Origin of the sequence: Jiangella rhizosphaerae, assembly GCF_003579925.1 — a bacterium.
GTDB lineage: Bacteria > Actinomycetota > Actinomycetes > Jiangellales > Jiangellaceae > Jiangella > Jiangella rhizosphaerae.
This window is the reverse complement of the sequence record NZ_QUAL01000171.1, coordinates 1-22,185: the sequence shown is the minus strand read 5'-3', so window position 1 is coordinate 22,185 and position 22,185 is coordinate 1. Positions and strand designations below refer to the sequence as shown.

At 74.3% G+C, this 22,185-nt stretch carries 24 protein-coding genes; 7 read left to right on the top strand and 17 right to left on the bottom strand.

Annotated features, from left to right (window positions below; translation table 11 throughout):
* The first annotated feature begins 90 nt into the window (after positions 1-90).
* Positions 91-366: a hypothetical protein gene (locus DY240_RS18170; RefSeq protein WP_119661248.1), complete on the top strand. Its 276-nt coding sequence runs from the start codon at positions 91-93 to the stop codon at positions 364-366.
* 122 nt (positions 367-488) lie between these two features.
* Here DY240_RS18170 and DY240_RS18165 read toward each other — a convergent pair whose 3' ends face one another.
* Positions 489-698 carry a hypothetical protein gene (locus DY240_RS18165; RefSeq protein WP_119661247.1) on the bottom strand — a complete coding sequence of 70 codons (210 nt, stop codon included), beginning with the start codon at positions 696-698 and terminating at the stop codon, positions 489-491.
* Between the two features lie 82 nt (positions 699-780).
* A complete protein-coding gene (locus DY240_RS18160) occupies positions 781-1,680 on the bottom strand; it encodes a siderophore-interacting protein (RefSeq protein WP_199701708.1) in 900 nt (299 codons plus the stop codon).
* A 228-nt stretch (positions 1,681-1,908) separates the two neighbouring features.
* On the opposite strand from DY240_RS18160, the gene DY240_RS18155 reads away from it, so the two are divergent.
* On the top strand, positions 1,909-3,771 hold the full coding sequence (locus DY240_RS18155; RefSeq protein WP_119661246.1) for a calcineurin-like phosphoesterase C-terminal domain-containing protein: 1,863 nt from the start codon (positions 1,909-1,911) through the stop codon (positions 3,769-3,771).
* Positions 3,772-3,820: 49 nt separating this feature from the next.
* On the opposite strand, the gene DY240_RS18150 is transcribed toward DY240_RS18155, so the two are convergent.
* Entirely contained in the window at positions 3,821-4,237 is a 417-nt protein-coding gene (locus DY240_RS18150; protein WP_147375386.1) for a hypothetical protein, read from the bottom strand.
* A 63-nt stretch (positions 4,238-4,300) separates the two neighbouring features.
* Between DY240_RS18150 and DY240_RS18145 the strand changes: the two genes are divergently transcribed.
* The gene (locus DY240_RS18145) at positions 4,301-5,071 is read left to right on the top strand and encodes a creatininase family protein (protein ID WP_119661244.1); all 771 of its coding nucleotides are present in this window, start codon (positions 4,301-4,303) and stop codon (positions 5,069-5,071) included.
* Positions 5,068-6,264, top strand: coding sequence for an N-methyl-L-tryptophan oxidase (gene solA / locus DY240_RS18140; RefSeq protein ID WP_119661243.1), 1,197 nt, complete (start codon positions 5,068-5,070; stop codon positions 6,262-6,264). Before DY240_RS18145 ends, solA begins: the two co-directional genes overlap by 4 nt.
* A gap of 63 nt (positions 6,265-6,327) precedes the next feature.
* Here the strand turns inward: solA and DY240_RS18135 are convergent, their stop codons facing one another.
* The 4 genes from DY240_RS18135 to DY240_RS18120 form a co-directional block, all read right to left on the bottom strand.
* The gene (locus DY240_RS18135) at positions 6,328-7,245 is read right to left on the bottom strand and encodes an RNA polymerase sigma-70 factor (RefSeq protein WP_119661255.1); all 918 of its coding nucleotides are present in this window, start codon (positions 7,243-7,245) and stop codon (positions 6,328-6,330) included.
* 11 nt (positions 7,246-7,256) lie between these two features.
* On the bottom strand, positions 7,257-8,195 hold the full coding sequence (locus DY240_RS18130; RefSeq protein ID WP_119661242.1) for an NAD-dependent epimerase/dehydratase family protein: 939 nt from the start codon (positions 8,193-8,195) through the stop codon (positions 7,257-7,259).
* Between the two features lie 33 nt (positions 8,196-8,228).
* Complete coding sequence (gene lnt / locus DY240_RS18125; RefSeq protein ID WP_199701706.1) at positions 8,229-9,782, bottom strand: apolipoprotein N-acyltransferase; 1,554 nt, start codon at positions 9,780-9,782, stop codon at positions 8,229-8,231.
* 73 nt (positions 9,783-9,855) lie between these two features.
* Complete coding sequence (locus tag DY240_RS18120; RefSeq protein WP_119661241.1) at positions 9,856-10,449, bottom strand: dihydrofolate reductase family protein; 594 nt, start codon at positions 10,447-10,449, stop codon at positions 9,856-9,858.
* A gap of 97 nt (positions 10,450-10,546) precedes the next feature.
* Between DY240_RS18120 and DY240_RS18115 the strand changes: the two genes are divergently transcribed.
* Positions 10,547-11,356, top strand: coding sequence for an AraC family transcriptional regulator (locus DY240_RS18115; RefSeq protein ID WP_199701705.1), 810 nt, complete (start codon positions 10,547-10,549; stop codon positions 11,354-11,356).
* Between the two features lie 26 nt (positions 11,357-11,382).
* Positions 11,383-12,762: a pyridoxal phosphate-dependent decarboxylase family protein gene (locus tag DY240_RS18110; protein WP_119661240.1), complete on the top strand. Its 1,380-nt coding sequence runs from the start codon at positions 11,383-11,385 to the stop codon at positions 12,760-12,762.
* A 597-nt stretch (positions 12,763-13,359) separates the two neighbouring features.
* Here the strand turns inward: DY240_RS18110 and DY240_RS18105 are convergent.
* Both DY240_RS18105 and DY240_RS18100 read right to left on the bottom strand, forming a co-directional pair.
* Complete coding sequence (locus DY240_RS18105; protein WP_199701703.1) at positions 13,360-14,955, bottom strand: FAD-dependent oxidoreductase; 1,596 nt, start codon at positions 14,953-14,955, stop codon at positions 13,360-13,362.
* On the bottom strand, positions 14,952-15,989 hold the full coding sequence (locus tag DY240_RS18100; protein WP_199701701.1) for a LacI family DNA-binding transcriptional regulator: 1,038 nt from the start codon (positions 15,987-15,989) through the stop codon (positions 14,952-14,954). The genes DY240_RS18105 and DY240_RS18100 overlap by 4 nt, the downstream gene beginning before the upstream one ends.
* Before the next feature lie 96 nt (positions 15,990-16,085).
* Between DY240_RS18100 and DY240_RS18095 the strand changes: the two genes are divergently transcribed.
* Positions 16,086-16,832, top strand: coding sequence for an alpha/beta hydrolase (locus tag DY240_RS18095; RefSeq protein WP_199701699.1), 747 nt, complete (start codon positions 16,086-16,088; stop codon positions 16,830-16,832).
* Between the two features lie 89 nt (positions 16,833-16,921).
* Here DY240_RS18095 and DY240_RS31420 read toward each other — a convergent pair whose 3' ends face one another.
* The 8 genes from DY240_RS31420 to DY240_RS18055 all read right to left on the bottom strand — a co-directional run.
* Positions 16,922-17,107 carry a hypothetical protein gene (locus DY240_RS31420; protein WP_147375385.1) on the bottom strand — a complete coding sequence of 62 codons (186 nt, stop codon included), beginning with the start codon at positions 17,105-17,107 and terminating at the stop codon, positions 16,922-16,924.
* A 529-nt stretch (positions 17,108-17,636) separates the two neighbouring features.
* Positions 17,637-18,488, bottom strand: a complete 852-nt coding sequence (locus DY240_RS18085) for a cytochrome c biogenesis CcdA family protein (RefSeq protein ID WP_119661237.1) — start codon at positions 18,486-18,488, stop codon at positions 17,637-17,639.
* 2 nt (positions 18,489-18,490) lie between these two features.
* On the bottom strand, positions 18,491-19,075 hold the full coding sequence (locus tag DY240_RS18080; protein ID WP_119661236.1) for a redoxin domain-containing protein: 585 nt from the start codon (positions 19,073-19,075) through the stop codon (positions 18,491-18,493).
* Positions 19,075-19,833, bottom strand: a complete 759-nt coding sequence (locus DY240_RS18075; RefSeq protein WP_119661235.1) for an S-methyl-5'-thioadenosine phosphorylase — start codon at positions 19,831-19,833, stop codon at positions 19,075-19,077. The genes DY240_RS18080 and DY240_RS18075 overlap by 1 nt, the downstream gene beginning before the upstream one ends.
* Positions 19,830-20,495 carry a glycosyltransferase family 2 protein gene (locus DY240_RS18070; protein ID WP_119661250.1) on the bottom strand — a complete coding sequence of 222 codons (666 nt, stop codon included), beginning with the start codon at positions 20,493-20,495 and terminating at the stop codon, positions 19,830-19,832. The genes DY240_RS18075 and DY240_RS18070 overlap by 4 nt, the downstream gene beginning before the upstream one ends.
* Positions 20,495-21,085, bottom strand: a complete 591-nt coding sequence (locus DY240_RS18065; RefSeq protein ID WP_119661249.1) for a methyltransferase domain-containing protein — start codon at positions 21,083-21,085, stop codon at positions 20,495-20,497. The genes DY240_RS18070 and DY240_RS18065 overlap by 1 nt, the downstream gene beginning before the upstream one ends.
* On the bottom strand, positions 21,082-21,534 hold the full coding sequence (locus DY240_RS18060; RefSeq protein ID WP_119661234.1) for a hypothetical protein: 453 nt from the start codon (positions 21,532-21,534) through the stop codon (positions 21,082-21,084). The genes DY240_RS18065 and DY240_RS18060 overlap by 4 nt, the downstream gene beginning before the upstream one ends.
* Positions 21,531-22,185, bottom strand: a 655-nt coding sequence (locus tag DY240_RS18055) for a molybdopterin-dependent oxidoreductase (RefSeq protein WP_147375383.1), incomplete at its 5' end; no start/stop codon positions are given. The genes DY240_RS18055 and DY240_RS18060, both read right to left, overlap by 4 nt.

Here is a 22,185-nt window from a genome sequence, read left to right as displayed (position 1 = left end):
GCCACCCGCTCCCGTTGATCTTGGATCGACTTCGGGGGTGGGTGGGGCGGCGGACGGGCGGACGGGCGCGGCCATGGGAAGCTAGGGCGCATGGATGCGGATCCGGCCGCCGAGCCCCGTCCCCGTGGCCTCGGCGGACCGGCGCTGTTCACCGGCGTGCTTGCCCTGGTCTTCGCGTTCGTCCCGATCGTGGGCGAGTTCGTCGCCGCACCGGCGGCCGTCGTCGCCGTCGTCCTCGGCGTGATGGGGTTCGACCGCGCCGAACGCGGCCTGGCCGACGACGGCGCTCGCGCGCTCACCGGCGCGGTTCTGGGCCTGGTGGCCGGGCTGGTCGTGGTCTTCGTGTTCCTCGCCACGCTCGGCTGAGGCGCCCCGTCCGCCGCCCTGCACGTCAGCGAGAAGACGCGTTCACCGGCTGGCGCACCCAGGTGCGGTTGCGGGCGGCCCTGCCGCTGCTGGCCGACCGGCTGCCGGTGGCCGCCAGGCAGCTACGCGGCGCTGCTCGGAGCGTGATGGTCGCGCGCCAGGCCCAGTCGCTCGGCCCGGCGCATCAGCCCGATCCGCTCGTCCAGCCAGCCGTCGATCGCCGCCTGGATCCGCAGCAGCTCAGCCGGGTCGTCGCAGCGCCGGCGGTAGTCGGCCAGCCAACGCAGGGTCTCGTCGACTGAGCGGAGCTTCGCCGCAATCGGCCACGTCATCGCCGCTCCCCTCACCGAAGGCGGATACCCGACCCAATGTCCCCCGTTCGGGCCCGGTCATGCCTCCTCCGTCGCGGGTGAGTCAGAGGCCGAGCGACTCCAGTCGGGCGATGTACTCGTCCTCCTGCTCCTCCTCGTCGGCGTCGCTCTCCCACGGTGCGAGCAGCCACTGCTGCGTGGCCTCGTCGAGCGCGGCCAGGCGGCGGTTGTACTCCTCGCCGTTGTCGGTCCAGTAGCCGACCACCTTGTACGCCGACGGCGGCAGCTTCAGCTCGTGCCGCAGGTAGCGGCGGGCATCGCGCAGGACGGCGGTCTCGCCGGCCACCCACACGTAGCCGGTGCCGTCCGGCAGTTCGGCGGCACGCAGCGCGCCGGACAGCCGGCTGGGGCCGTGGCCGTTGCCGCCGCAGAGCCACACGACATCGAGGTCGTCGCCGCCGGGCAGCTCGACCCGGTGGGCGGGCGAGGGCACCTCGAGCACCGCACGGGTCCGCACGCCGGCCGGGACGGCCTCCAGGATCCGGGTCGCGGCCGGCAGCCCGGCGGCGTCGGCCAGCAGGAGCTGCCAGCGCAGATCGGCGGGCGGGTCGTACATGCCGGTCGGGCTGTTGACGGTGACGACGTCGCCCGGCGCGGCCCGCCGCGCCCACGTCGCCGCGACCCCGCCGTCGTGGACGACGAAGTCGATCACGAGCTCGCCGCGGGTGCGGCGGAACTCGCGGACGGTGTAGGTGCGCATCGGCGACGGCTCGGCGCCGTCGGGATAGGTCCAGCGGCCGTCCTCGTGGATGACCGGCAGCACCGGCTCGGCGCCGCCGGCCGGGAAGAAGATCCGCAGGTACTCGTCGCCGACGCCGGTGGAGGCGAAACCGGCCAGGTCGGGGCCGCCGAACACGACGCGCACCATGTCGGCGCAGACCGGCCGGGCCTGGATCACCTCCGCACGGAAGAACCGCATGGGCAGGTCGGCGCCGACGGCCATCCGCACTCCTCGCACGATCCGGACAGAAGTGAGGAGAGCCTAACCTGCCCACGGGCGAGGACGCGAGGCCCCGTCGCCGCCGACCCACCACCGGCGGAACGACCCGAAGACAACCGGGTTGTCACGGTTCGGTCGGCCGCCGTTCCCGAGGTGTTCCGGAGCGTCCGGAAGAGTCGCGGCTGCCGGTCGGGTCCGGCCGGCGCTCCGACGACTTCCGGGAGACCCTGCATGTCTTCGAGAGAACGAGTCCTCGCCGCGGTGGCCGGCGTCGCCGGCATCGCCGCCGCGGCCACCCTCGCGACGCCCGGTGCCGCCGCGTCCGGGCGGTACCAGCACTGGGACGACACCGCCTACCGCGGCCAGATCGAGGTCGTCCGCAGCGCCGACGGCCCGTCCGACCCCACCGTGCTGAACGGCACCGTCTTCGTCGACCGCGACCGCGACAGCCGTCACGACCGGAACGAGCGCGGCCTGGCCGGCGTCGAGGTCTCCAACGGGCGCGAGGTGGCGACCACCGACTCCCGGGGCCGCTACCGGCTCCCCGTCTACGACAACATGACGGTCTTCGTCACCCAGCCGGCGGGCTACCAGGTGCCGGTCGACGAGTTCAACGTCGCGCAGTTCCACTACAACCACCTGCCAGCCGGCTCGCCCGACCTGCGCTACGGCGGCATCGCACCGACCGGACCGATCCCCGACGCCGTGAACTTCCCGCTGGTGGAGAGCCGGCTCACCGACGACCGCCGGCTGAGCTGCATCATCGCCGGCGACCTGCAGACCTACGACCTGGACGAGGTCGAGTACGCCCGCAAGGGCGCGATCGCCGACCTCGCCCGGCGCAACGACTACCAGGGCTGCGGCAGCCTGTTCGTCGGCGACGTCGTCGGCGACGACCTGTCGCTGTACGACGAGGTGAAGGGGCTGACGGCGCAGACGAACGGGCCGGCCCGGTTCCTGCCCGGCAACCACGACCTCGACTTCGACGCCACGACGGCCGAGCACTCGTTCGACACGTTCCGCGCCCAGCTCGCGCCGGCCTACTTCTCCTACGACGTCGGCAACGCGCACATCATCGCGCTCAACACCGTCCGCTACCCGTGCACCCCGGAGCTCGACAACGCCGACGGCCTGCGCCCCGAGTGCGACGACCCGGTCAACCGGCCGCGCTACAACGGCGCCATCGACGCCACCCAGCTGGAGTGGCTGCGCCGTGACCTGGCGAAGGTCGACCGCGACAAGCTCATCGTGATCGCCGGTCACATCGGGCTGCTGAACTGGGCCGACGAGGGCAGCGCCATTCACCAGGTCGACCAGGTCCGCGAGGTGTACAGCCTGCTGCACGGCCGCAAGGCGGTCGCGCTGGCCGGGCACAGCCACTCGATCGAGAACCTGCGCACCGGCGACTCCATGCAGGGCTGGCGCGACCTGTTCGGTGTCCAGAGCCTGCCGTTCCCGCACCTGACCGTGGGCGCCATCGCCGGCGACTGGTACTCCGGCCAGGTCACCGAGGCCGGCTACCCCACCGCCCTCCAGCGCGACGGCGGCCGGCCCGGCGTCCTCACCCTGGACCTCCACGACTCCTCGTTCCAGGAGCGGTTCACCGTCACCGGCGAGTCCGACCGGGTGCAGACCCAACTCGGGCTCAACTCCCCCACCTACCGTGAGTGGTACGTCGCGCGGTCCGCGTGGAACCGCAACCCCGTCGGTGCGGCGCCGGAGCTCGGCGACCCGCTCGTCGTCGACCAGGCCGACCTCGCCGGCGGCACCTGGCTGACCACGAACGTCTTCATGGGCGCCACCGGCTCCACCGTCACCGTCCGCCTCGACGACGGCCGCCCTCGTGCGGCCGTCCGCACCCAGGCCATGCAGGGCGAGGACCAGCTCGTCGGCCCCGAATGGTCCGATCCCGTCGCCGTCGCCGAGCAGCTCGTGCACGGCGGCAGCGTGGCCGACCGCACCATGCACCTGTGGCGGTTCGCCCTCCCGGCCGACCTGAGCCCGGGCACCCACCGGGCCCACGTCACCGCTACCGACATCCACGGCCGGCGCTTCACCGACAGCCTCACGTTCCGCGTGGTCGCATCGCGCTGACCCACCCACCCTCGGGGCCGCCGTCCGTGCGCCGGATGGCGGCCCCGTCCTACGGTGCGGCCGCCGTGCCGCCCTCGCCGATGGGCGGCCCGCCGTCGAGCACCACCCTGATCGTCGCGACCGCGCCGGACCGCAGCCGGATCATGCGCGGCAGCTCCTCGGCCACCTCCGGCTCGCCCACGGCGACTTCGACCGACCCGGTCTCGTCGTCGGGGTAGCTGAAGTACACGAGCGCCGGGTCCGTCGCCCACTCGGCGCGGTCGGCGAAGATCCGCTCCGACAGCTCGACCAGCTCCGCGGCGGTCGGCGGCGGCCCCGGCACCGGCAGCGGGGTCCGCTCGACGCGCGCCGGCTCGATGGATGCCGGCGTCGGGAGCGGCTCTCCTGCCGTCAGCGCGAGCACGGCCGCGACCGCCACGCCGACGGTGATCACCGTCGGGCCGCGCCCCCGGCCAGAATGCTCCATGACACCCGATGATCCTCCGAGCGGGCTCGCGCGGACAGTCCTCGCGCATGATTCGATAGGCCGATGACTGCCGGAGTGCTGCGACTGGCCGAGCTGTCCTGGCCGCAGGTGCGGGCGGCCCTCGACGCCGGCCGGCGGACCGCGCTGTTCGCCGTCGGGTCCACCGAGCAGCACGGGCCGCACCTGCCGCTGTGCGCCGACACCCTGCTCGGCGACGCGCTGGTCGCCCGGCTCGCGCCGCGCCTGGGCGACGTCGTGGTGGGGCCCACGGTGCCGTTCGGCGTCGCCACCCACCACATGGCCTTCCCGGGCACGCTGACGCTGGACACCGAGACGTTCCAGGCGGTCGTGCTGCAGTACGTCCGCAGCCTGGCCGGCCACGGCTTCGAGACCGTGCTCGTCGTGCCCAGCCACGGCGGCAACTTCGGGCCGCTCGGGCAGCTGCTGGAGTCGACCGGCGGCGTCGTCGGCGGCGCCCGGTTCGTGCCGTACACCGACCTGACGGCGTTCATCGCCGTGCTCGAGCGGGTCGGCCGCGACGACGGCATCCCGCCCGAGGTCGGCGGCGTGCACGCGGGCGAGGCCGAGACGTCGATCCTGCTGGCCGAGCGGCCCGACCTCGTCGACATGAGCGCCGCCGTCCGCGGCTTCGACGGCGTCTTCGACGACGAGACCGCCCGGCGCGTGTTCTCCGGCGGCACCGCCGCACTGTCGGAGAACGGCGTCCTCGGCGACGCCCGGCCGGCCGACGCCGCTCGCGGGGCCCGCTACCTGGACGCGCTGACCGACCTGCTGGTCGCACACTTCGCACCGGTGCTGGAGGGCCGTCCGTGAAGACCACCTACGACCACATCGTCATCGGCGCCGGGGCGATCGGGTCGGCCGCCGCGTACCGGCTGGCCGCGGCCGGGCACGCCGACGTGCTCGTGCTGGAGCAGTACGAGCTGGGGCACACCCACGGCGCGTCGGAGGACCACTCGCGGATCATCCGGCACGCCTACCACTCCACCGTCTACACCGCGCTCACCCCGGCCGCCTACGCCGCCTGGGACGAGGTCGAGGCCGAGACCGGGCTGCAGCTGGTCTTCCGCGTCGGCGGCCTCGACCTCGCCGTCGCCGGCACCCCCGGTGAGCGCGAGCTGAACACCTACGAGGCCTCGCTGGCGCCGCTGGCCGGCACCGGGGTGACGTGGGAGCGGCTGGACGCGGCGGAGGTGCGCTCGCGGTGGCCGCAGTGGCGCATCGGCGACGACGTCGTCGGCCTCTTCCAGCCCGACGGCGGCATCCTCGACGTCCGCCGGGCCACCGCGGCGCACATCGCGCTGGCCCGCGCCCGCGGCGTCGAGTTCGCGCCGGGCACCACGGTGCTCGGGCTGACCTCGACCGACACGCACGTCACGGTCTCCACCAGCCGCGGCGAGTTCACCGCCGGATCCGTCGTCCTGTGCGCCGCGTCGTGGACGCCGCGGCTGCTGCCCGGCCTCGGCGTCGACTGGCCGATCACGCTCAGCCAGGAACAGGTCAGCTACTTCGCCACTCCGAACCTCCGCGACTTCGCCCCCGACCGGTTCCCCATGTGGATCTGGCACGGCGAGCCGTTCTTCTACGGGTTCCCCGTCTACGGCGAGGTCGCCGTGAAGGCCGCCCGCGACCTCAGCGGCCGGTTCGTCACTCAGCAGACCCGCAGCGACGTCCCCGACCCCGCCGAGACGGAGCTGGTCGCGGCGTTCCTGCGCGACCGCCTGCCCGGCGCCGCCGGACCGGAACTGGTCAGCAAGACCTGCGTCTACGATCTGCCGCCCGACCGCGAGTTCGTCCTCGACCACGTCCCCGGCCACCCGCGCGTCGTCGCCTTCATCGGCGCCGGCCATGCCGCCAAGTTCGCCAGCCTGCTCGGCCGGATCCTCGCCGACCTCGCCACCACCGGCGCCACGGAGTACCCCATCGACGCCTTCCGCGCCGACCGGCCCGCCCTCACCGACCCCGCCTTCATCCCGTCATACCGCCTGACCGCCCCGGCACCCTGACCGGCCGACCTACGCCTCCGGGGCAGGGGGCCGGGGGCCGGGGGCCGGGGCCGGCGCGCTCGCCTAGCGGCGGCGGGCCCGGCGCACCTCGTGGGCGATGGCCCAGGCGTCGGACAGCGGGCCGAGGTGCTGCAGCTTGTCGGGGTTGACCACCGAGCGGATCGCCTGGATGCGGCCGTCGAGCACGTCCAGCGTCATGGTGCCGATCAGGGCGCCGTCGCGGTCGCGGACCACCGCGCCCGGCTGGCCGTTGAGGGTCTGCTGCTCGAACACCACGCCCAGCGGGGCCAGCCGCGAGAAGCCCGACCCGAAGACCCGGATGACGTTGTCGGCGCCGACGACGCCCTTGCCCAGCGCCGGAGCCTTGCCGCCACCGTCGCCGACCAGCTGGACGTCGGCGGCGAGGAGCTCCCGCAGACCGTCGACGTCGCCGTCGCGGACGGCGTCGAAGAAGCGGGCCGCGAGCTCCTCGCGTTCCTTCCGGTCCGCCGCGAACCGCGGCCGCCCGTCGTCCATGTGCCGCCGGGCCCGGACGGCGAGCTGGCGGCAGGCCGCCTCGGACCGGCCGACGGCCGCGGCGATCTCCGGGAAGCCGAAGCCGAACACGTCGCGCAGCACGAACACGGCGCGTTCCAGCGGGCTGAGCCGCTCGAGCAGCAGCAGCGCCGCCATCGACACCGAGTCGGCCAGCTCCGCCGACCGTGCCGGGTCCTCGTACGGGTCGGTGGCCAGCGGCTCGGGCAGCCACGGCCCGACGTACTCCTCGCGCCGCACCCGGGCCGAGCGCAGCACGTCGATCGCCACCCGGGTGACCACGGCCGAGAGGTACGCCTTGACCGACGCCGGCCGGGTGGTGGTGGTCTGGTAGCGCAGCCAGGTCTCCTGCACGGCGTCCTCGGCCTCGCTCACGCTGCCGAGCAGCCGGTAGGCGATCGAAAACAGCAGCGGCCGCAGCTCCTCGAACTCCTCGCCCGGCGTCACGCCGCCGCCCGTCATGCCGCCGCCTCCGCCGTGAAGCCCTCGCGCCAGGTCGGGTACCGCAGCGTCCAGCCGAGCTCGCGCTTGGCCTTGGCGTTGGCGTACGGCCGGCCCTGCGTCATGATCGCCACCCCCATCTCGCCGGCGAACGGCCGGACCAGCCACGCCGGGATCCGCAGCGGCTGTTTCGCGCCGACGCACGCGGCCAGGTACGGCAGCCACTCGCTGACCGGGGCCGGCTCGTCGTCGACGATGTTGTACACGCCGTTCGCCCGCTGCTCCACAGCCAGCACCGTAGCGCTCGCCGCGTCGTCGATGTGCACCCAGGAGAAGTAGCCGGTACCACCGCCGATGACCGGCATCCTCCGCTTGCGGACGAGGTCGATCTGGTCCTCGATGCCGCCGCCGGGACCGTAGAACCCGCCGTAGCGCAGCGCCGCGCCGCCGGCCTTGACGACGACGTCCTCGACGTAGCGCAGCGGCTCGGCGACGATGCGCAGCTTGGCCGGCAGCTCCTCGAGGGGCGGCGTCTCGTCCTCGGTGATCGGCCCGGCCGCGCGGTTCGCGGGCCAGTTGGCCAGGCTCTGCGCGACGACGTGGGAGACGCCGGTCGCGTCGGCGGCGGCCAGCAGGTGATCCGTCCCCGCCGTCCGGAGCCGGTTGGTGGTGGCGCCGAACTTCTCGGGGTGCCGGAAGTCGGGCTTGCCGATGTAGGCCGGCGACAGCGCGGTCATCTGGTGCACGATCGTGTCCGGCCGGGCATGCGCGACCGCCTCGCCGACGGACGCCGCGTCCAGGCCGTCCATCAGCACGCCCTCGGCGCCCAGCCGCGTCAGCAGGCCGATCCGGTCCGGATGGGTCGTGGTCGCCGTCACCTGGTGGCCGTTCGCCACGAGCCGCGGTATCAGCCGCCGGCCCATGGCCCCGGTCCCGCCCGCCACGAACACCCGCATCACGTCACGCTCCTCGTCCGGTTGCCGTTCTTCTCACCGAGACGAGACAGCGCGCCGCCCCGTGACATGGACGGCGACGGCGGCGGCCAGCGGCAGCACGACCAGCAGCAGGACCGGCCAGTCGCCGGTGCGGGCGTACGGGGTCAGGCCGGTCCGCAGCGGCACCCGCTGTTCCAGCAGCTCCTGGCCGCCCAGCCCGCTGAGCCGCGTCACCGACCCGTCCGGGAGCACGATCGCGGAGTAGCCGGTGGGTGCGGACTGCAGGACGGTACGGCCGAACTCGCGGGCGCGCAGGCGCGACGCCGCCACCTCGATGGCCGGCACCTCCTCGCCCACGTACGACGACGCGTTCGTGGGCGCCAGCACCAGCTCGCCACCGTCGCGGACGCCGTCGGCGACGCGGCCGGCGAAGAACACCTCGTAGGAGATGACGATGGCCAGCGGCGTCCCGGCCGCTTCGACGACGGCGTCGGTGCTGCCGACGATGGCGTCGCGGGGCACGAAGCGGGTGTCGTCGCTGAGCGCCTCGAACAGGCCGCGCAGCGGGATGTACTCGCCGAACGGGACGCGATGGACCTTCTCGTAGCGGTCGGTGACCCGGCTGTCGGGACCCCACACGACCGAGGCGTTGCGGAAGCCGTCGTCGCCCTCGCTCTCGGTGACGCCGACGACGAGCGTGGTGCGCAGCCGGCGCGCCTGCTCGGCGAACGCCTCGTCCAGAGCGGTGCCGGCGACCGGGCCCTCGACGTCGGCGACGTTCTCGGGCAGCAGCACGACGTCGGGCTCGCCCTCGACCCGGTCCAGCGCGGCCAGGTGCCGGTTGGTGGCGTCCATCGAGTCGGTGAAGATGGCCCGGAGTCCGCGCAGCCCGCCGCCCTGCACGATCACCGCGTCCAGGCTGCCGGCCTCCCGCGTCATGGCGGCGCCGCCCAGCGCGAGCGGTCCGGCGACCACGACCGTGGCCGTCGCCCCGGCCACGAGCCGGGTCCGGTTCGGCCCGGCCACGAGCGCGGCGAGCGCGCCGCCGGTCAGCGCCGCGAGCGCCGTCACGAACAGTGCCCCGCCGAGGGGCGCGGCCGCGAGGAACGGGCTGCCGGTCAGGCTCAGGCCGAACGCCGGCAGCGGGAACCCGCCGAACGGGAAGCGGTACTGCACCGCTTCCAGCAGCACCAGCGCCGCCGGCGCGACCAGCCACCACCCGGCCCACCGCCCGGCCGACCGGCCCGGCGACACCGCCGCGACCAGCATCAGCAGCAACGTCTGCAGCACCGCGACGGCGACGTAGCCGGGCGGGCTGAAGTCGGTCATCCACCGCAGCGCGACGACGTAGTGCACGGCGCCGCACAGCCCGCCCAGCCAGAGCCGGTCGCGCAGCCGGTGCCCGGCCAGCGCCAGCACGAACCCGGCGACACCCAACGGGAACAGCGGCCACCAGCCGCGCGGCGGCAGCGCCTGCCACCACACCAGCGCGACCGCGATCATCAGCGCGGCACTGGCGGCCCGCCGCTGCCCGGCCGGCCGCGCCGCCCAGCGCGCGGCCACTCCGGACGGGGACGGCCCGGCCGCCGTGCTCGCTGGTCGACGCACCCGCTCACCCCTTCGACCGGCCGGCCACCGCCATCCTACGATCGCGCGTAGTAGACGGCGCCTCGCGGCGGGGTCAGTCGTAGGTGACCCCGTAGCGCAGATGGGTGACGTTCTTCCCCTCGACGACCTGCAGCAGCTCCAGGTGGGTGCGGTCGTTCTCGATGTTGTCGAGGTAGCGGATGCCCTCGCGCATCAGGATCGGCACGAGGTCGACCCTGATCTCCTCCAACGCGCCCAGGTTGATGCACTGCTGAGCGATGTTCGGCCCGGCGACGCCGATGTCCTTGTCGCCGGCGATGGCCCGGGCCTGCGACAGCGCGCTCTCCACGCTGTCGACGAAGGTGAACGGCGCGTCCGGGATGGGCGGCCAGTTCGCCGGCGGCGGCCGGTGGGTCACCACGAACGTCGGCGAGTCGTTCGGCGGCTTGCCGCCCCAGCCGTTGGCGTGGTCGAAGATCCGCCGCCCGGCGATGAACACGCCCTCGGTCTCGTTCTGCCGCCAGTAGGCGGCACTCGCCTCGGACATGTGGAACGTGATCGGATAGCCGGCCGGCCGCACTTCGACCGGGCCGTTGTCGTACCAGTCGAAGAGCGCGCCCACCGAGTCGTCGGGGTACGCGACGAATCCGTCGAGCGACATGGTGAAGCTGGAGAAGACGACACCCATCCGTGCCTCCTGGTCGTGGCCGATCCGGTGTGCCCGTTGAGGGTGAGACCCTACCCGGCCCGGAAACTCATCGGTCGCGCGACGCTACGGTGACGGCGTGCACGACACGGCCAGGTACTGGGTGCATCCCGCCGTCCCGGGTGTGGACCTCATGTGGGCGCGGTACGTGCGGCACGCGTTCGCGCCGCACAGCCATCCGACGTTCGCGATCGGCGTCGTGGAACGCGGGTTGGAGCGGCTGCGCATCGGCGACCGGACCGAGTACGTCGGGCCGGGTGGGCTGGTCCTCCTCAACCCCGGTCAGGTGCACACCGGGGCCGCCGCCACTGCCGGCGGCTGGACCTACCGGGTGTTGTATCCATCGACGGGCCTGCTGGCCGAGGCGACCGGCGCCGCCGCGCCGTGGTTCGGCCGGTCCGTGGTCGACGACCGCGAGGCAGCCGAGGCGGTGCTCGCGGCGCACCGCGCGGCCGAGGAAGGCGATGCGCTGACGTCGAGCACGCTGCTCCTGACGACGCTGGCCGGACTCGGATCGCGCCATGGCGGAGTCCGCCGTGAGCACGCGGCGCGCCGGCGAGCCGGCGCCCGCCAGGCCGCGGCGGCCCGCGACGTACTGGAGTCGCGGCTGGTCGACCCGCCGAGCCTGGACGAGCTCGCCGGTCTGGTGGGCATCGGGCGATTCGCGCTGATGCGTGCCTTCCGCCGGCGCTACGGGCTGCCGCCGCACGCGTACCTGACCCAACAGCGGGTCCGCCGCGCCTGCGCGCTGCTGGAAACCGGACACCCGCCGGCAGCAGTCGCGGTGGCGGTCGGCTTCGCCGACCAGGCCCACCTGACCCGCCACTTCCGCCGCATGATCGGCGTCCCGCCGGGTCAATACCGGCGCAAGAACGTTCAAGACCGGTGAGCGGGCCTGCTCCTACGCTCGCCCGCATGCACTCGGAGCTGGAACCGGACCGGTCGACGCGGGCGCTGTGGGCGAAGCGCGTCCTCGACCACCTCGACGACTTCATCGACAACCTGCCGGATGCGCCTGCGAGCTGGGACGGAACGGGCGGCCCGCCGTCCGTCGTGACGGAGCCGGCGGCGGGACCCCGTCCGCTCGAGCAGCTGCTCACCGAGGTCGCCGGCGCGGCCTCGGCCGCCGTGGAAACCGCGGGTCCCGGCTATCTCGCGTACTTCCCGGCCGGCGGCCTGTACTCGTCCGTGCTGGGTGAGCTGCTGGCGCAGACGGTGAACCGCTACACGGGGGTCGCCAGCACCGCACCGGGCATGGTGGCGCTCGAGCAGAGCGTCCTGCGGTGGTTCTGCCGCGAGTTCGGGCTCCCACAGCGGGCCGGCGGGCTCATCACGACCGGCGCGTCGCTGGCCACGCTCGCCGCCGTGCACGCGGCCCGCACCGCCCGGCTGACGTGGACCGACCCGCGCGCGGCGATCTACGTCACCGAGCACACCCACCATTGCGTCGCGAAGGCGGCCCGGATCGCGGGCTTCACGGACGACCAGCTGCGGCTGGTGCCCGTCGACGCCGAGTTGCGGATGGACCTCCACGCCGCGCGGGCGGCGATCGAGCGCGACCGCGCGGGCGGATGGCATCCGTTCCTGATCGTCGGCACCGCCGGATCGACCAGCACCGGCACCGTCGACCCCTTGCCGGGGATCGCGGCCCTCGCGGCCGACCAGGACCTCTGGTTCCACGTCGACGGCGCTTACGGAGGCGGATTCCAGCTCACCGCGTACGGCCGGTCGCTGCTGGCCGGCGTCGAGCTGGCCGACTCCGTCGCGTTCGATCCGCACAAGAGCCTGTTCCTGCCTTACGGCACCGGCGTCCTGATGGTCCGCGACCAGGAGACGCTGCGGGCCGCACACAGCGCCCACGGCGACTACCTGCAGGATCTCGTCCACGACACCGGCCTGCCCGACTTCGCCGATCTCGGCGCGGAACTGACGCGCGACTCCCGCGGCCTGCGGCTCTGGCTCCCGCTGCACCTGCACGGCGTCGACGCGTTCCGGGCCGCCCTGGACGAGAAGCTCGAGCTGGCTCGATGGGCGTACGACGAATTGTGCGCCGACCCCCTCCTCGACGTCCCGTTGCGGCCCGACCTCACCGTGATCGTCGCCCGCTCGGTCGCCGGCGACGACGCCACCCGCCGCCTGCTCGACCGCGTCAACGCCGGTCGCCGCGTGTTCCTGTCCAGCACCCGGGTGGCCGGCCGCTACGCGCTCCGGTTGTGCGTCCTCAGCCATCGCACGCACCGCGACCGGGTGGAGGAAGGGGTCGCGGCGATCCGCGCCGCCGTCCGTCAGATCTGACGGTCCGGCGATGCTCGGACTGCTCCATCGCTGCAAAGGCCGCGAACGGTCTCACCAGTTGGTGACCGAGCCGTCCGGACGATGAAAGCGCGGCGGCGGCGCGAACCGCACGGACGCCGCCGCTGCCCGCGCCGCGTCGAGGTCGATCGCGACGCCGGCCCGTCCCCTGCTGCGTTGGCCCCGTCCCCCTGCTGCCCGATTGTCTTGGCCGCGCACGCGCGCCTCAAGCGGACTGTTGGGCGCTTCGCGCCGGCGATGACCGCTTGACCCGCGCGCCCGCGGCTCAGAACGGGCAGCTATCAGGGGGACGGGGGAAGAGCGGCGACGGTCGTCTGGGGCGTCCGGCCGGCTTCTGTATGGCGTTGGTGCCGTTGAGCGTCCACCTGGTGAGATTCCACCGTGATTCGGGGGCCATCACGAGGATTACCCCAGCCTCAACACCCTTACAGCCATGTTGAAGCTCGCGGAATCCTCGTGATGTAGACGATCCTGGATGATCATCGCCGTCCACGACCCGGCAAACGGTGCGAAACGGGCACGACAAGCGTGAGGCGTGCCCACATCCTCCCAACCCCGGCGCACGCCAGGCCGAACCGCTCAGTAGCCGCGCACGTCCGGCCAGTGCAGCTCCACGCCCAGCTCCGTCAGCGTCGCCTGCAGGGTCCGCGTCTCGGCATTGGAAAGGGCGACGTCCTGGGGTCGCAGGCCGGTCTCGAGGCACTGGACCGCCAGTGCACCCGCCGACTCGCCGATGTTCCACTCGACGGGGTGCAGGCGGTAGGCGCCGTTGGTGATGTGCGTGGTCCCGATGTTCTTGCCGGCGGGCAGCAGGTTCGCCAGCCGCACCGGCACCAGCGCCGTCAGCGGGATCTCGAACGGCCGGCATTCGACGTCGATGTAGTTGTCGCCGCCGGTCGTCGGGTGGATGTCGATGCGGTACATGCCGACGCCGACGCTGTCGTCGAACCGCGCCGGCTCGGCCGTCCCGCCGGCCTCGACCGAGATGTCCTGCTCGACGATGGTCCGCAGGGCGCGGATGCGCCGCGACTCGCGGATGTACGGGGCCATGGCGAGGCCGTCGCTGGTGCCGAGGACGTCACCGCGCAGCCGCAGCCCCGGCCAGCCGTGTCCGCCGTCGGGACGCGGCGCCTCGGTCTGCAGCCAGTGGACGTACGACAGGCTGAGCGACCGCGTCGCGGCCAGGTGCTCCGCCGCGTCGGCGGTCTCGGTGATCGGACCGCCGAGGTAGTCGAGCATGGGCCAGTTGGCGAGGACGATGTCGGAGGCGAGGAAGCCGTCCTCGAACGTCGCCCGCGCGGCGATGCGCCGGAACACCCACAGGTCCTTGTCGCCGGCGAGGTCCTGCGTGGTCAGCGGCCGCTGCCGGGGGTCGGGGTTGACGTGCATCGTCCGGGCCACGGGCTCGAGGGTGCGCGGGTCGGGAGCGACGAACGACAGCAGCGGCGCGCCCCAGAAGTCCGGCGCCCACGAGCGCCAGTGGTCGTACTGCGGCGGGCGCGGGATCGTGTGGTCGCCGGCGACGTGGTCGAAGGCGAAGCACCACGTCACGGCCTGCATGTTCAGGGGGTCGGCGACGGCGGGCGCGTGCGGCTCGCCGGTGTCGGCGTGCGACTCGCTGCCGGTGACGTACTCGGCGCCGGCCAGCGGCAGCAGGTCGCCGGTCTCCGTCGCGTCGAGGACGATCGGCGCCTCGATGCGCGTCTCGTCGCCCGCGTCGTCGCGCACGACGACCGCCCGGACCGTGTCGCCGGCGACGTCGACGCCGCTGGGCTCGACGTGGTGCAGCACCGTCAGCCGCCCGCTGCTGCGGTACGGCGCCAGCAGCTGCTCGATGACGGCGACCGCGACCCGCGGCTCGTGGCACAGCCGGCTGACGTTGCCGCGGCCGGGGTTGAGCCGGCCGTCGGCGCGCGCGGCGGCGCTGAGCGGATAGTGCGCGCGGTAGTAGGCGCGGATGCCGTCGCGCAGCGCGCGGTAGGTGCGCGTCACGCCGAACTGCTCGACCCAGAGGTGTTCGTCCGGCGGCACACCCTGCGCGGTGAGCTGGCCGCCGAGCCAGGCCGTCGGCTCGGTCAGCACGACGGTACGGCCCAGCCGGAGGACCGACAGCGCGGCGGCCACCCCGCCGAGTCCGCCGCCGATGATCGCGACGTCGGGGCGCAGGGTGCTCATCGGCTCGCCCCGTCCGCCGCACGCAGCGTCTCGCCCGGCTCGACCCGGCCGGGCAGCAGGCGGTGCCGTTTCGCAGGCGCGGCCTCGCCGTCGATGATGCGGTGCAGCAGCGTCAGCGCCTCGTGAGCCATGCGCGTGCGCGGCAGCCGGAAGCCGCTCACCTGGCGGCCGGCGACGGCGTGTCCCTCGGTCTCGCCGAGGGCCGCGACCGACACCGTGTCGTCGTCGACCAGTGCCGAGCCCACTCTCGCGGCGGTGAACGCGTTCTCGCAGAGCACGAGCGTCTCCCCTCGGCCGGCGGCGTCGCGCGCGGCCCGTTCCAGGTCGTCATCGGTCACGATCTCCGTCCGGACGTCGAGCACCCCGCCGGCGGTGGCCCGCCCGAGCGCCTCGACGCGGTCGAGCGCGGACGGCGTCTGCCGGTCCGCGTGCAGGTAGGTCGCGCGGCGGTGCCCGAGCGCGCGGGCCCGGGTGAGCAGCTCGAGGGTGAGCGCCCCGTAGTCGACGCCGACGTACGGGATGGACGGCTCCTCCCGGCGCCCGACGGCGACGCACGGGTAGCCCTCGGCCACGAGCTCGGCGACCTCCTGCTCGTCCATGTCCTGTCCGAGCAGCAGGCAGCCGTCGGCCAGCCGGAACCGGGTGCGCCGGTCCAGCAGCCGCCGGCGCCCGCCGACCACCGGCGACGCGGTGAGGAAGAGCAGGTCGCAGCCCAGCCGCTCCGCCGACTCCTCGATGCCGGTGAGGAGCGGGCCGTAGAAGTCGACGGTCTCGACGGACATGGCGGGCTCGTAGGTGAAGACGCCGAGGATCTTGTTGCCGAGGCCCGCGAGCCGCCGCGCGGCGGGGTCGGCCACGTACCGCGCCTGTTCCAGCGCCCGCTGGACCCGCTCGCGGGTGGCCGGCGGGATGCGCACCGTCGCGCTCGTGCTGCCGTTGAGCACCGCCGAGACCGTCGCCTGGCTGACGCCGGCGATGCGGGCGATCTCGCGCTGGGTGACGCGGCGCGTCCGCACGTCCCCGTTGCCGGCCACCGCGCTCCTCACCGCCGCGTCGTCTGGATTGCGACCGATTCTCCTGTGATGATACGTACCATCACACAGACGACCGTATCGTGGAAGGGCCGGCAGGTGCCAACTGAGGCAACGTCCCCGGGCGAGATCGCCCGCCGCATCGACCAGTTCCGCGCCGACGCAGCCGGCGCCGCCGACGCGCCGGCGATGCTCGTCCTCCCCGGCGGCGCGTACGGACGCCACGCGCCGCACGAGGGCGCGCCCGTGGCGAGCTGGCTCACCTCGCTGGGCATCCACGCCTTCGTGTTCTCCTATCCCGTGGCGCCCGCGCGGCACCCCGCTCCGGTCCGCGCCGCGGCGGCCGCCCTGGCCTGGATCCGGGGCGGCGCACACGGGCTGCCCGTCGATCCGGGCCGGGTCGGCGTGATCGGGTTCTCGGCGGGCGGCCACCTGGCGGCGTCGCTGTGCGCGGGCCCCGCGGGCGACCGGCCGGACCGCTGCGTCCTCGGGTACCCCGTCATCTCGTTCGTGCGGCAGCCCCACGACGGCTGCAGCCGGAACCTGCTCGGGCCCGGCCCCGGAGACGCCGCCAGGCACGAGGTATCCGTCGAGGAGCACGTCGACGACCGGCATCCACCGACCTTCCTGTGGCACACCGCCGCGGACGACGCGGTGCCCGCCGGGCATTCCCTGAGCTACGCAGCGGCGCTCGTCGCCCGGGGCGTACCCGTCGACCTGCACGTCTTCGCCGAAGGGCGGCACGGGCTGGGCCTCGTGGATCGCCCTGACGACGCCCACCTCGACGCCCGGCGCTGGACGTCGCTGTGCGAGTCGTGGCTGTCCGCCGCCGGCTGGACGCCCTGACTCTGCATGATCAACTGGCGAGTGCCTGACGCAGGCGGACGTGACGCGCGATGCGCTGCACGGTTCTCTCGGGAAAATGGAGGACATCGTCAGCGGTAAGCATGAGGACGATCCAGCCGAGGTCCCGCATGTGCTCGTCGCGGTACCTTGTCGTGTCGCCATTGCCGCTGGTCGGTGCGGTGGTGGTCGCCGTCGTACTCGATGGCGATCTTCAGGTGCGGATAGGACAGATCGGGCCGCGCGAGCCAGGCGCCGGTCTCGTCGATGACGTTCAAGCCGGACCCGAGTCTCCATGGGCGAGTCGACCCCTGCCCGCACCAGCCGCACTGCCTCGCGGGCCGTGACGATGCCGCGCCGGCGGCCCAGCCCGGCGACCTCGTCGTGTAGGCGTTCCTGGGTGGTCCAGCGCCGCAGCATGGCGTCGCCGAGTACGACCAGATCATCGAGTCGCCACGTGGCCGCCAGATGGACGAACGTCCGCTCGGGCCGGACGACGGGCAGGCCTCCGACCTCGATGACCGTGTCCGGGTCGAGCCCTGTGTGACCGACGACACCGCTGAGCTGCGGCACGACCATCCCGGACGGCACGGTGACGTGCAGGACGCCGTCCACAGCGGGGACAGGCAGCCGGTACAGCGCTGCCGCGGTCTCGTGCGAGAACGCCGCTCCGTCGGGTGGGCGAGGCGGGCGGCCCGGCAGGTCGGCTCGAGAGAGGCTGGCATCGCCGCAGGAATGCGACCCCAGCCCTCGTTGATCATGGAGAAGTCCCCCTTTCACAGGCTCTGAAAGGGGACTTCTCCATGATCAACGGGAGGTCGGGCGGCGGCGCCGGACCGTGGCCGTGACCAGCCCGGCGGCGACCACGACGGCGGCCGCGGCGGCCAGCCACCGCGGCCCGGCATCGGCGACCAGGCCGCTCAGCGCGCCCTGGAGCTCCAGAGCCGCGTCGACGACCGGATCGGCGGGGTCGCCGCCGGCCCGCACGCGCAGCTCGTAGACGCCGTAGTAGCCGACGTAAGCGCCGGCGAGCACGAGCAGCGCCCCGCTCGCGCGCGACACGTACGGCAGCAGCCGCCGGGCCCGGCGCACGACGGCGTCGCTGCCCAGCGCGACCGCGACGGCGAGCAGGCCAACGACCAGGCCCATCCCGGCGCCGTACGCGACGAAGGCGGCCAGTCCGCCGGCGATGCCCGACGATCTGAAGGTGGCCGTGGCCATCGCGAGGAACGGCGCGACGGTGCACGACAGGCTGGCCACGGCGTACGCGACGCCGTACCCGGCCATCGACCACGCCGACGACGACGGCGCCGCGCCCGCCAGCCGTGGCGCCCGGACCACCCACTCGCGACCGGTCAGCAGCCAGCCGCCGAGGGCGACGAGCACGACCCCGATCACGACGGTCGCCCACGGCAGGAACCGCTCGACGGACACCGCCGCCGGCACCACGACCAGCCCGAACGCCCCGAACACCGCGACGAACCCGGCGGTCATCGCCGCCGTCATGACGCCGGCCCGGCGCAGCGCCGCGGCGGTGCCGGGCGGCCCGCCCCGCGCCACCAGCAGCGTGAGGTAGGTGGGCAGCAGCGCGAAGCCGCACGGGTTCAGCGCCGCCACCGACCCGAGGACCAGGGCGAACTCGACCGGCACCTCGCCCATGGTCAGCCCGCGACCAGCCGCTCGACCGCGGCCACGATCTCGTCCTCCTCGAGCGGCCCGCGGAGCACCTCGACGCTGCCGTCGGCGGACACGAGGCCGAGGTCGTACTGCTGGGTGACCTCGAACCGGCTGTAGACCGCGCCGTCGCGGTCGTCGATGTGCGTGATGCCGTCGACGCCGCCGTCGGCGATGAACTCCTCCATGGCGGCGAGGTCGCCGGAGAGTCCGGCCACGCCGACGAACGCCACCTGTCCCTCGTACCGGTCGGCGAGGTCGGCGATGAGCGGCGCCTCCCGCTGGCACACCGGGCACCACGGCGCCCAGAACCACAGCACGGCGGGCCGGCCGGCCAGGCCGGCGCCCTCGAACGTGCCGCCGTCCACCGTCGGCGCGACGAAGTCCAGCTGCTCCGGGACCGCCACCTGCGGGCTGGGGCTCGCCGACGGGGTCGACGGCGCCGCTGAGAGCGACGGGCCCGTCTCGGTGCTCGACGGCGCCGGCGCGGCCTGCGTCCCGCCGTCGTCACCACCGCAGGCGCCGAGCACGAGGACGGCGGTGAGCAGACCGAGAGCCACGGGCGGACGCATCAGCGCCTCGCCAGATCGGCGACGGCGGCGAACAGCAGGGCGCGGACGCGGTCGACGTTGCCGCGGAACACCTCGAAGACCTCGTCCTGGCTCACCGGCGGCACGTCCGGGTCGCCGTCGAGGCCGGTGTCGTAGTCGGTGACGAGCGCGATGCCGCCGAAGTCCAGGCCGGCCTCGCGGGCCAGCGCCGCCTCGGGATACTGGGTCATGTTGACGACGTGCCAGCCGGCTCGACGGTGCCAGGCCGACTCCGCGCGGGTGGAGAAGCGCGGGCCGTTGACGACCACCACCGTGCCGCCGTCGTGCAAGGTCGCACCGACGGCGCGGCCGGCGTCCAGCAGGGCGCGCCGGACCCGCGGGGTGTAGGGGTCGGCGAGCGAGACGTGCCGCGGGCCGTCGTCGAAGTGGTCGTGGAAGGTGTCGGCCCGGCCCCAGGTGCGGTCGACCAGCTGGTCGACGACGACGAAGTCGCCGGGCCGGATCTCCGGGCGCAGGGAGCCGGCCGCGAACGGCGCCACGAGTGTGTGCACGCCGAGTCGCCGCATCGCGTCGACGTTGGCGCGATAGTTCACTCGATGGGGCGGCAGCTCGTGGCGGACCCCGTGCCGGGGCAGGAACGCCACGCCGACGCCGTCGACGTCGGCCACGGTCACCGGCGCGGACGGCGGCCCCCACTCCGTCCCCACCTCCACCGTCTCGGCGTCGTCCAGGAAGGCGTGGAACCCGGAGCCGCCGAAGATCCCGATCTCTGGTGTCATCTCTGCTCCCTGTCGATCAGGCGGCGGGCCTCGGCGAGCCGCCGCCGCATGTCCAGCACCGCGCGGGCCGTCCCGCCGACGGTGCCGGTGACCTTGCTCCTGCCGGTCCGCGGCCGGTACGGCACCGGCCGTTCGTCCACCCGCCAGCCGGCCCGTCCGGCGCGCAGCACCATCTCCAGCGGCCAGCCGGACCGCCGGTCGGCCAGGCCCAGCCCGAGTAGCGCGTCGCGGCGGGCCGCCCGCATCGGACCGATGTCGGTGAGGCGCACCCCCGTGTAGGCGGCGACCCGGCCGGCCAGGTAGCGGTTCGCCACCCGGACGTGGGGCGGCATCGCACGGCCGCGCCGCGCGCCGAGCACCAGATCCGCCTCCCCCGCGGCGACCGGGTCCGCGACGGACGGCAGGTCGCGCGGGTCGAGCGAGGCGTCGCAGTCCATGAAGCACACGACGTCGGACGTCGCCGCCGTCAGGCCCGCGAAGCAGGCGGCGCCGAACCCGCGCACGGGCTCGTCGACGACGACCGCGCCGCCCGCGGCCGCCACCGCCGACGAGCCGTCGCTGGATCCGTTGTCGACGACGATCGCCCGGTAGCCCGCGGGCATCCGGCCGAGCACCCACGGGATGGCGGCGGCCTCGTCGAGGACCGGCAGGACGACGTCGATCACGCCCTCACCTGGCCCAGCCGGGCGAACCACCGTCCGGCCGCGACGTGCCAGCCGGCCAGTCGCAGCCCGGCCGCGGCGGCGACCCGGACGAGATCGTCCGCCGCCACCCGTGCCCACGGGAACCAGCCGCTGATCTCGTCGTCGCGCTCCAGCCGGGCCTCGCCGCGCCACGAGCCCGCGCCCGGTGGTGCGGTCTCGACCACCACCCGCCCGTCGCCGGCCAGCAGCCGGGCCGCCCGGCGCAGCAACTCCACCGGCGCGCCGCCGATGCCGACGTTGCCGTCGAGCAGCAGCACGCTCCGCCACCGGCCCTCCCCCGGCAGCGCATCGAAGACCGAATGGCGCAGCGCCGTGGCGCCACGCGCCCGGGCCTGGGCCACGGCGTGCGCCGACGCGTCGACGCCAAGTGCCGGGATGCCGAGCTCGCCCAGCGCCACCACCAGCCGGCCCGGCCCGCAACCGAGGTCCAGGACCGGTCCCCGCAGCGACGCCAGCAGGGTCCGCTCGGTGGACGTCGCGGGCGCGGTCCAGTCGGCCACCGCCAGCGGCCGCGCGAATCCGTCCCGCTCGCGCATCACCACGGTCATCGGGCCCGCCTGCGTTCCCGCCGCCACCGTGCGGCCGCGACGACGCCTGCCACCAGCCAGATCAGCGCCAGCACCACCAGCAGGTTGCGGCCGTAGTCCAGGGGCAGCGCGCTGGGTACCGACGGCGACCGGCCCCAGCCGCGCACCACCGGCCAGAACACGACCGTCACCAGGGCGGTGAGCGCCAGCCCCAGCCGCGCGGGCAACCGCGCGGCGACCGGCAGCCGGCGCGTCGCGACCGCGGCGACGACCACGAGCGGCGCCACGAGGGCGTCGTGCGCCACCCCCGCACCGGCCAGCCAGACCATGAGGTCGGCGGGGTGCGTGTCGGCGCGATCGCCCCATGCGCCCACGACGCCGTAGCCGATGACGGCGGCGCCGGCGACCAGGCAGGTCCAGAAGAGCCGGCCCGACGGCGTCCGCTGCCCGGTGGTGACGGGTGCGGTCATGCGCGGATCACCACCAGCTCGCGCACCCACTTCGTCTGCAGCACGCCGGCCCGGTTCGGCCCGATGAGCCGGCACGGATAGCCGTGGTCGAGGTCGAGCCGCTCGCCGTTGAGGGCGACGGCCAGCAGGGTGTCGGGGTCGCGGAGCTGCAGGTGGTTCAGCTCCGACGCCCGGTACCGGCCGCCGGCCTGCAGCGACTCCACCCGCACGGTGACGTCGTCGCCGGGGTCGACGCCGGCCGCGGCCAGCAGATCGGCGACCGGCACGCCGCGCCACCGGGCCGACACGCTCCAGCCCTCGACGCAGGCAATCGGCAGCTCCGCCTCGCGGCGAGCCAGCCGGTCGAGGTCCCCCGTGGTGAGCTCGACCGGCCGCGCCACGGCGCCGGTGACCCGCAGCCGGTATGCCGGATCGCCCGCGGCCTCGACGACGCCGGCCTGGGCGGCGCTGCGGTTCACCGGCACCCCTTGCGACCCGATGTCCGGGCGGCGCTGCGCGAACAGCGACAGCGGCCGCAACGGCGTCAGCGTCTGGCCCGCGGTGGTGACGGTGACGACGCCCATGGCCACGGCCACCGCGCCCAGGAAGCCCCGCCGCCCGAGCGTGCCCGGGGCGGCCGCCGCCACCGGGTGGCCGGGCCGCCGCAGCGCC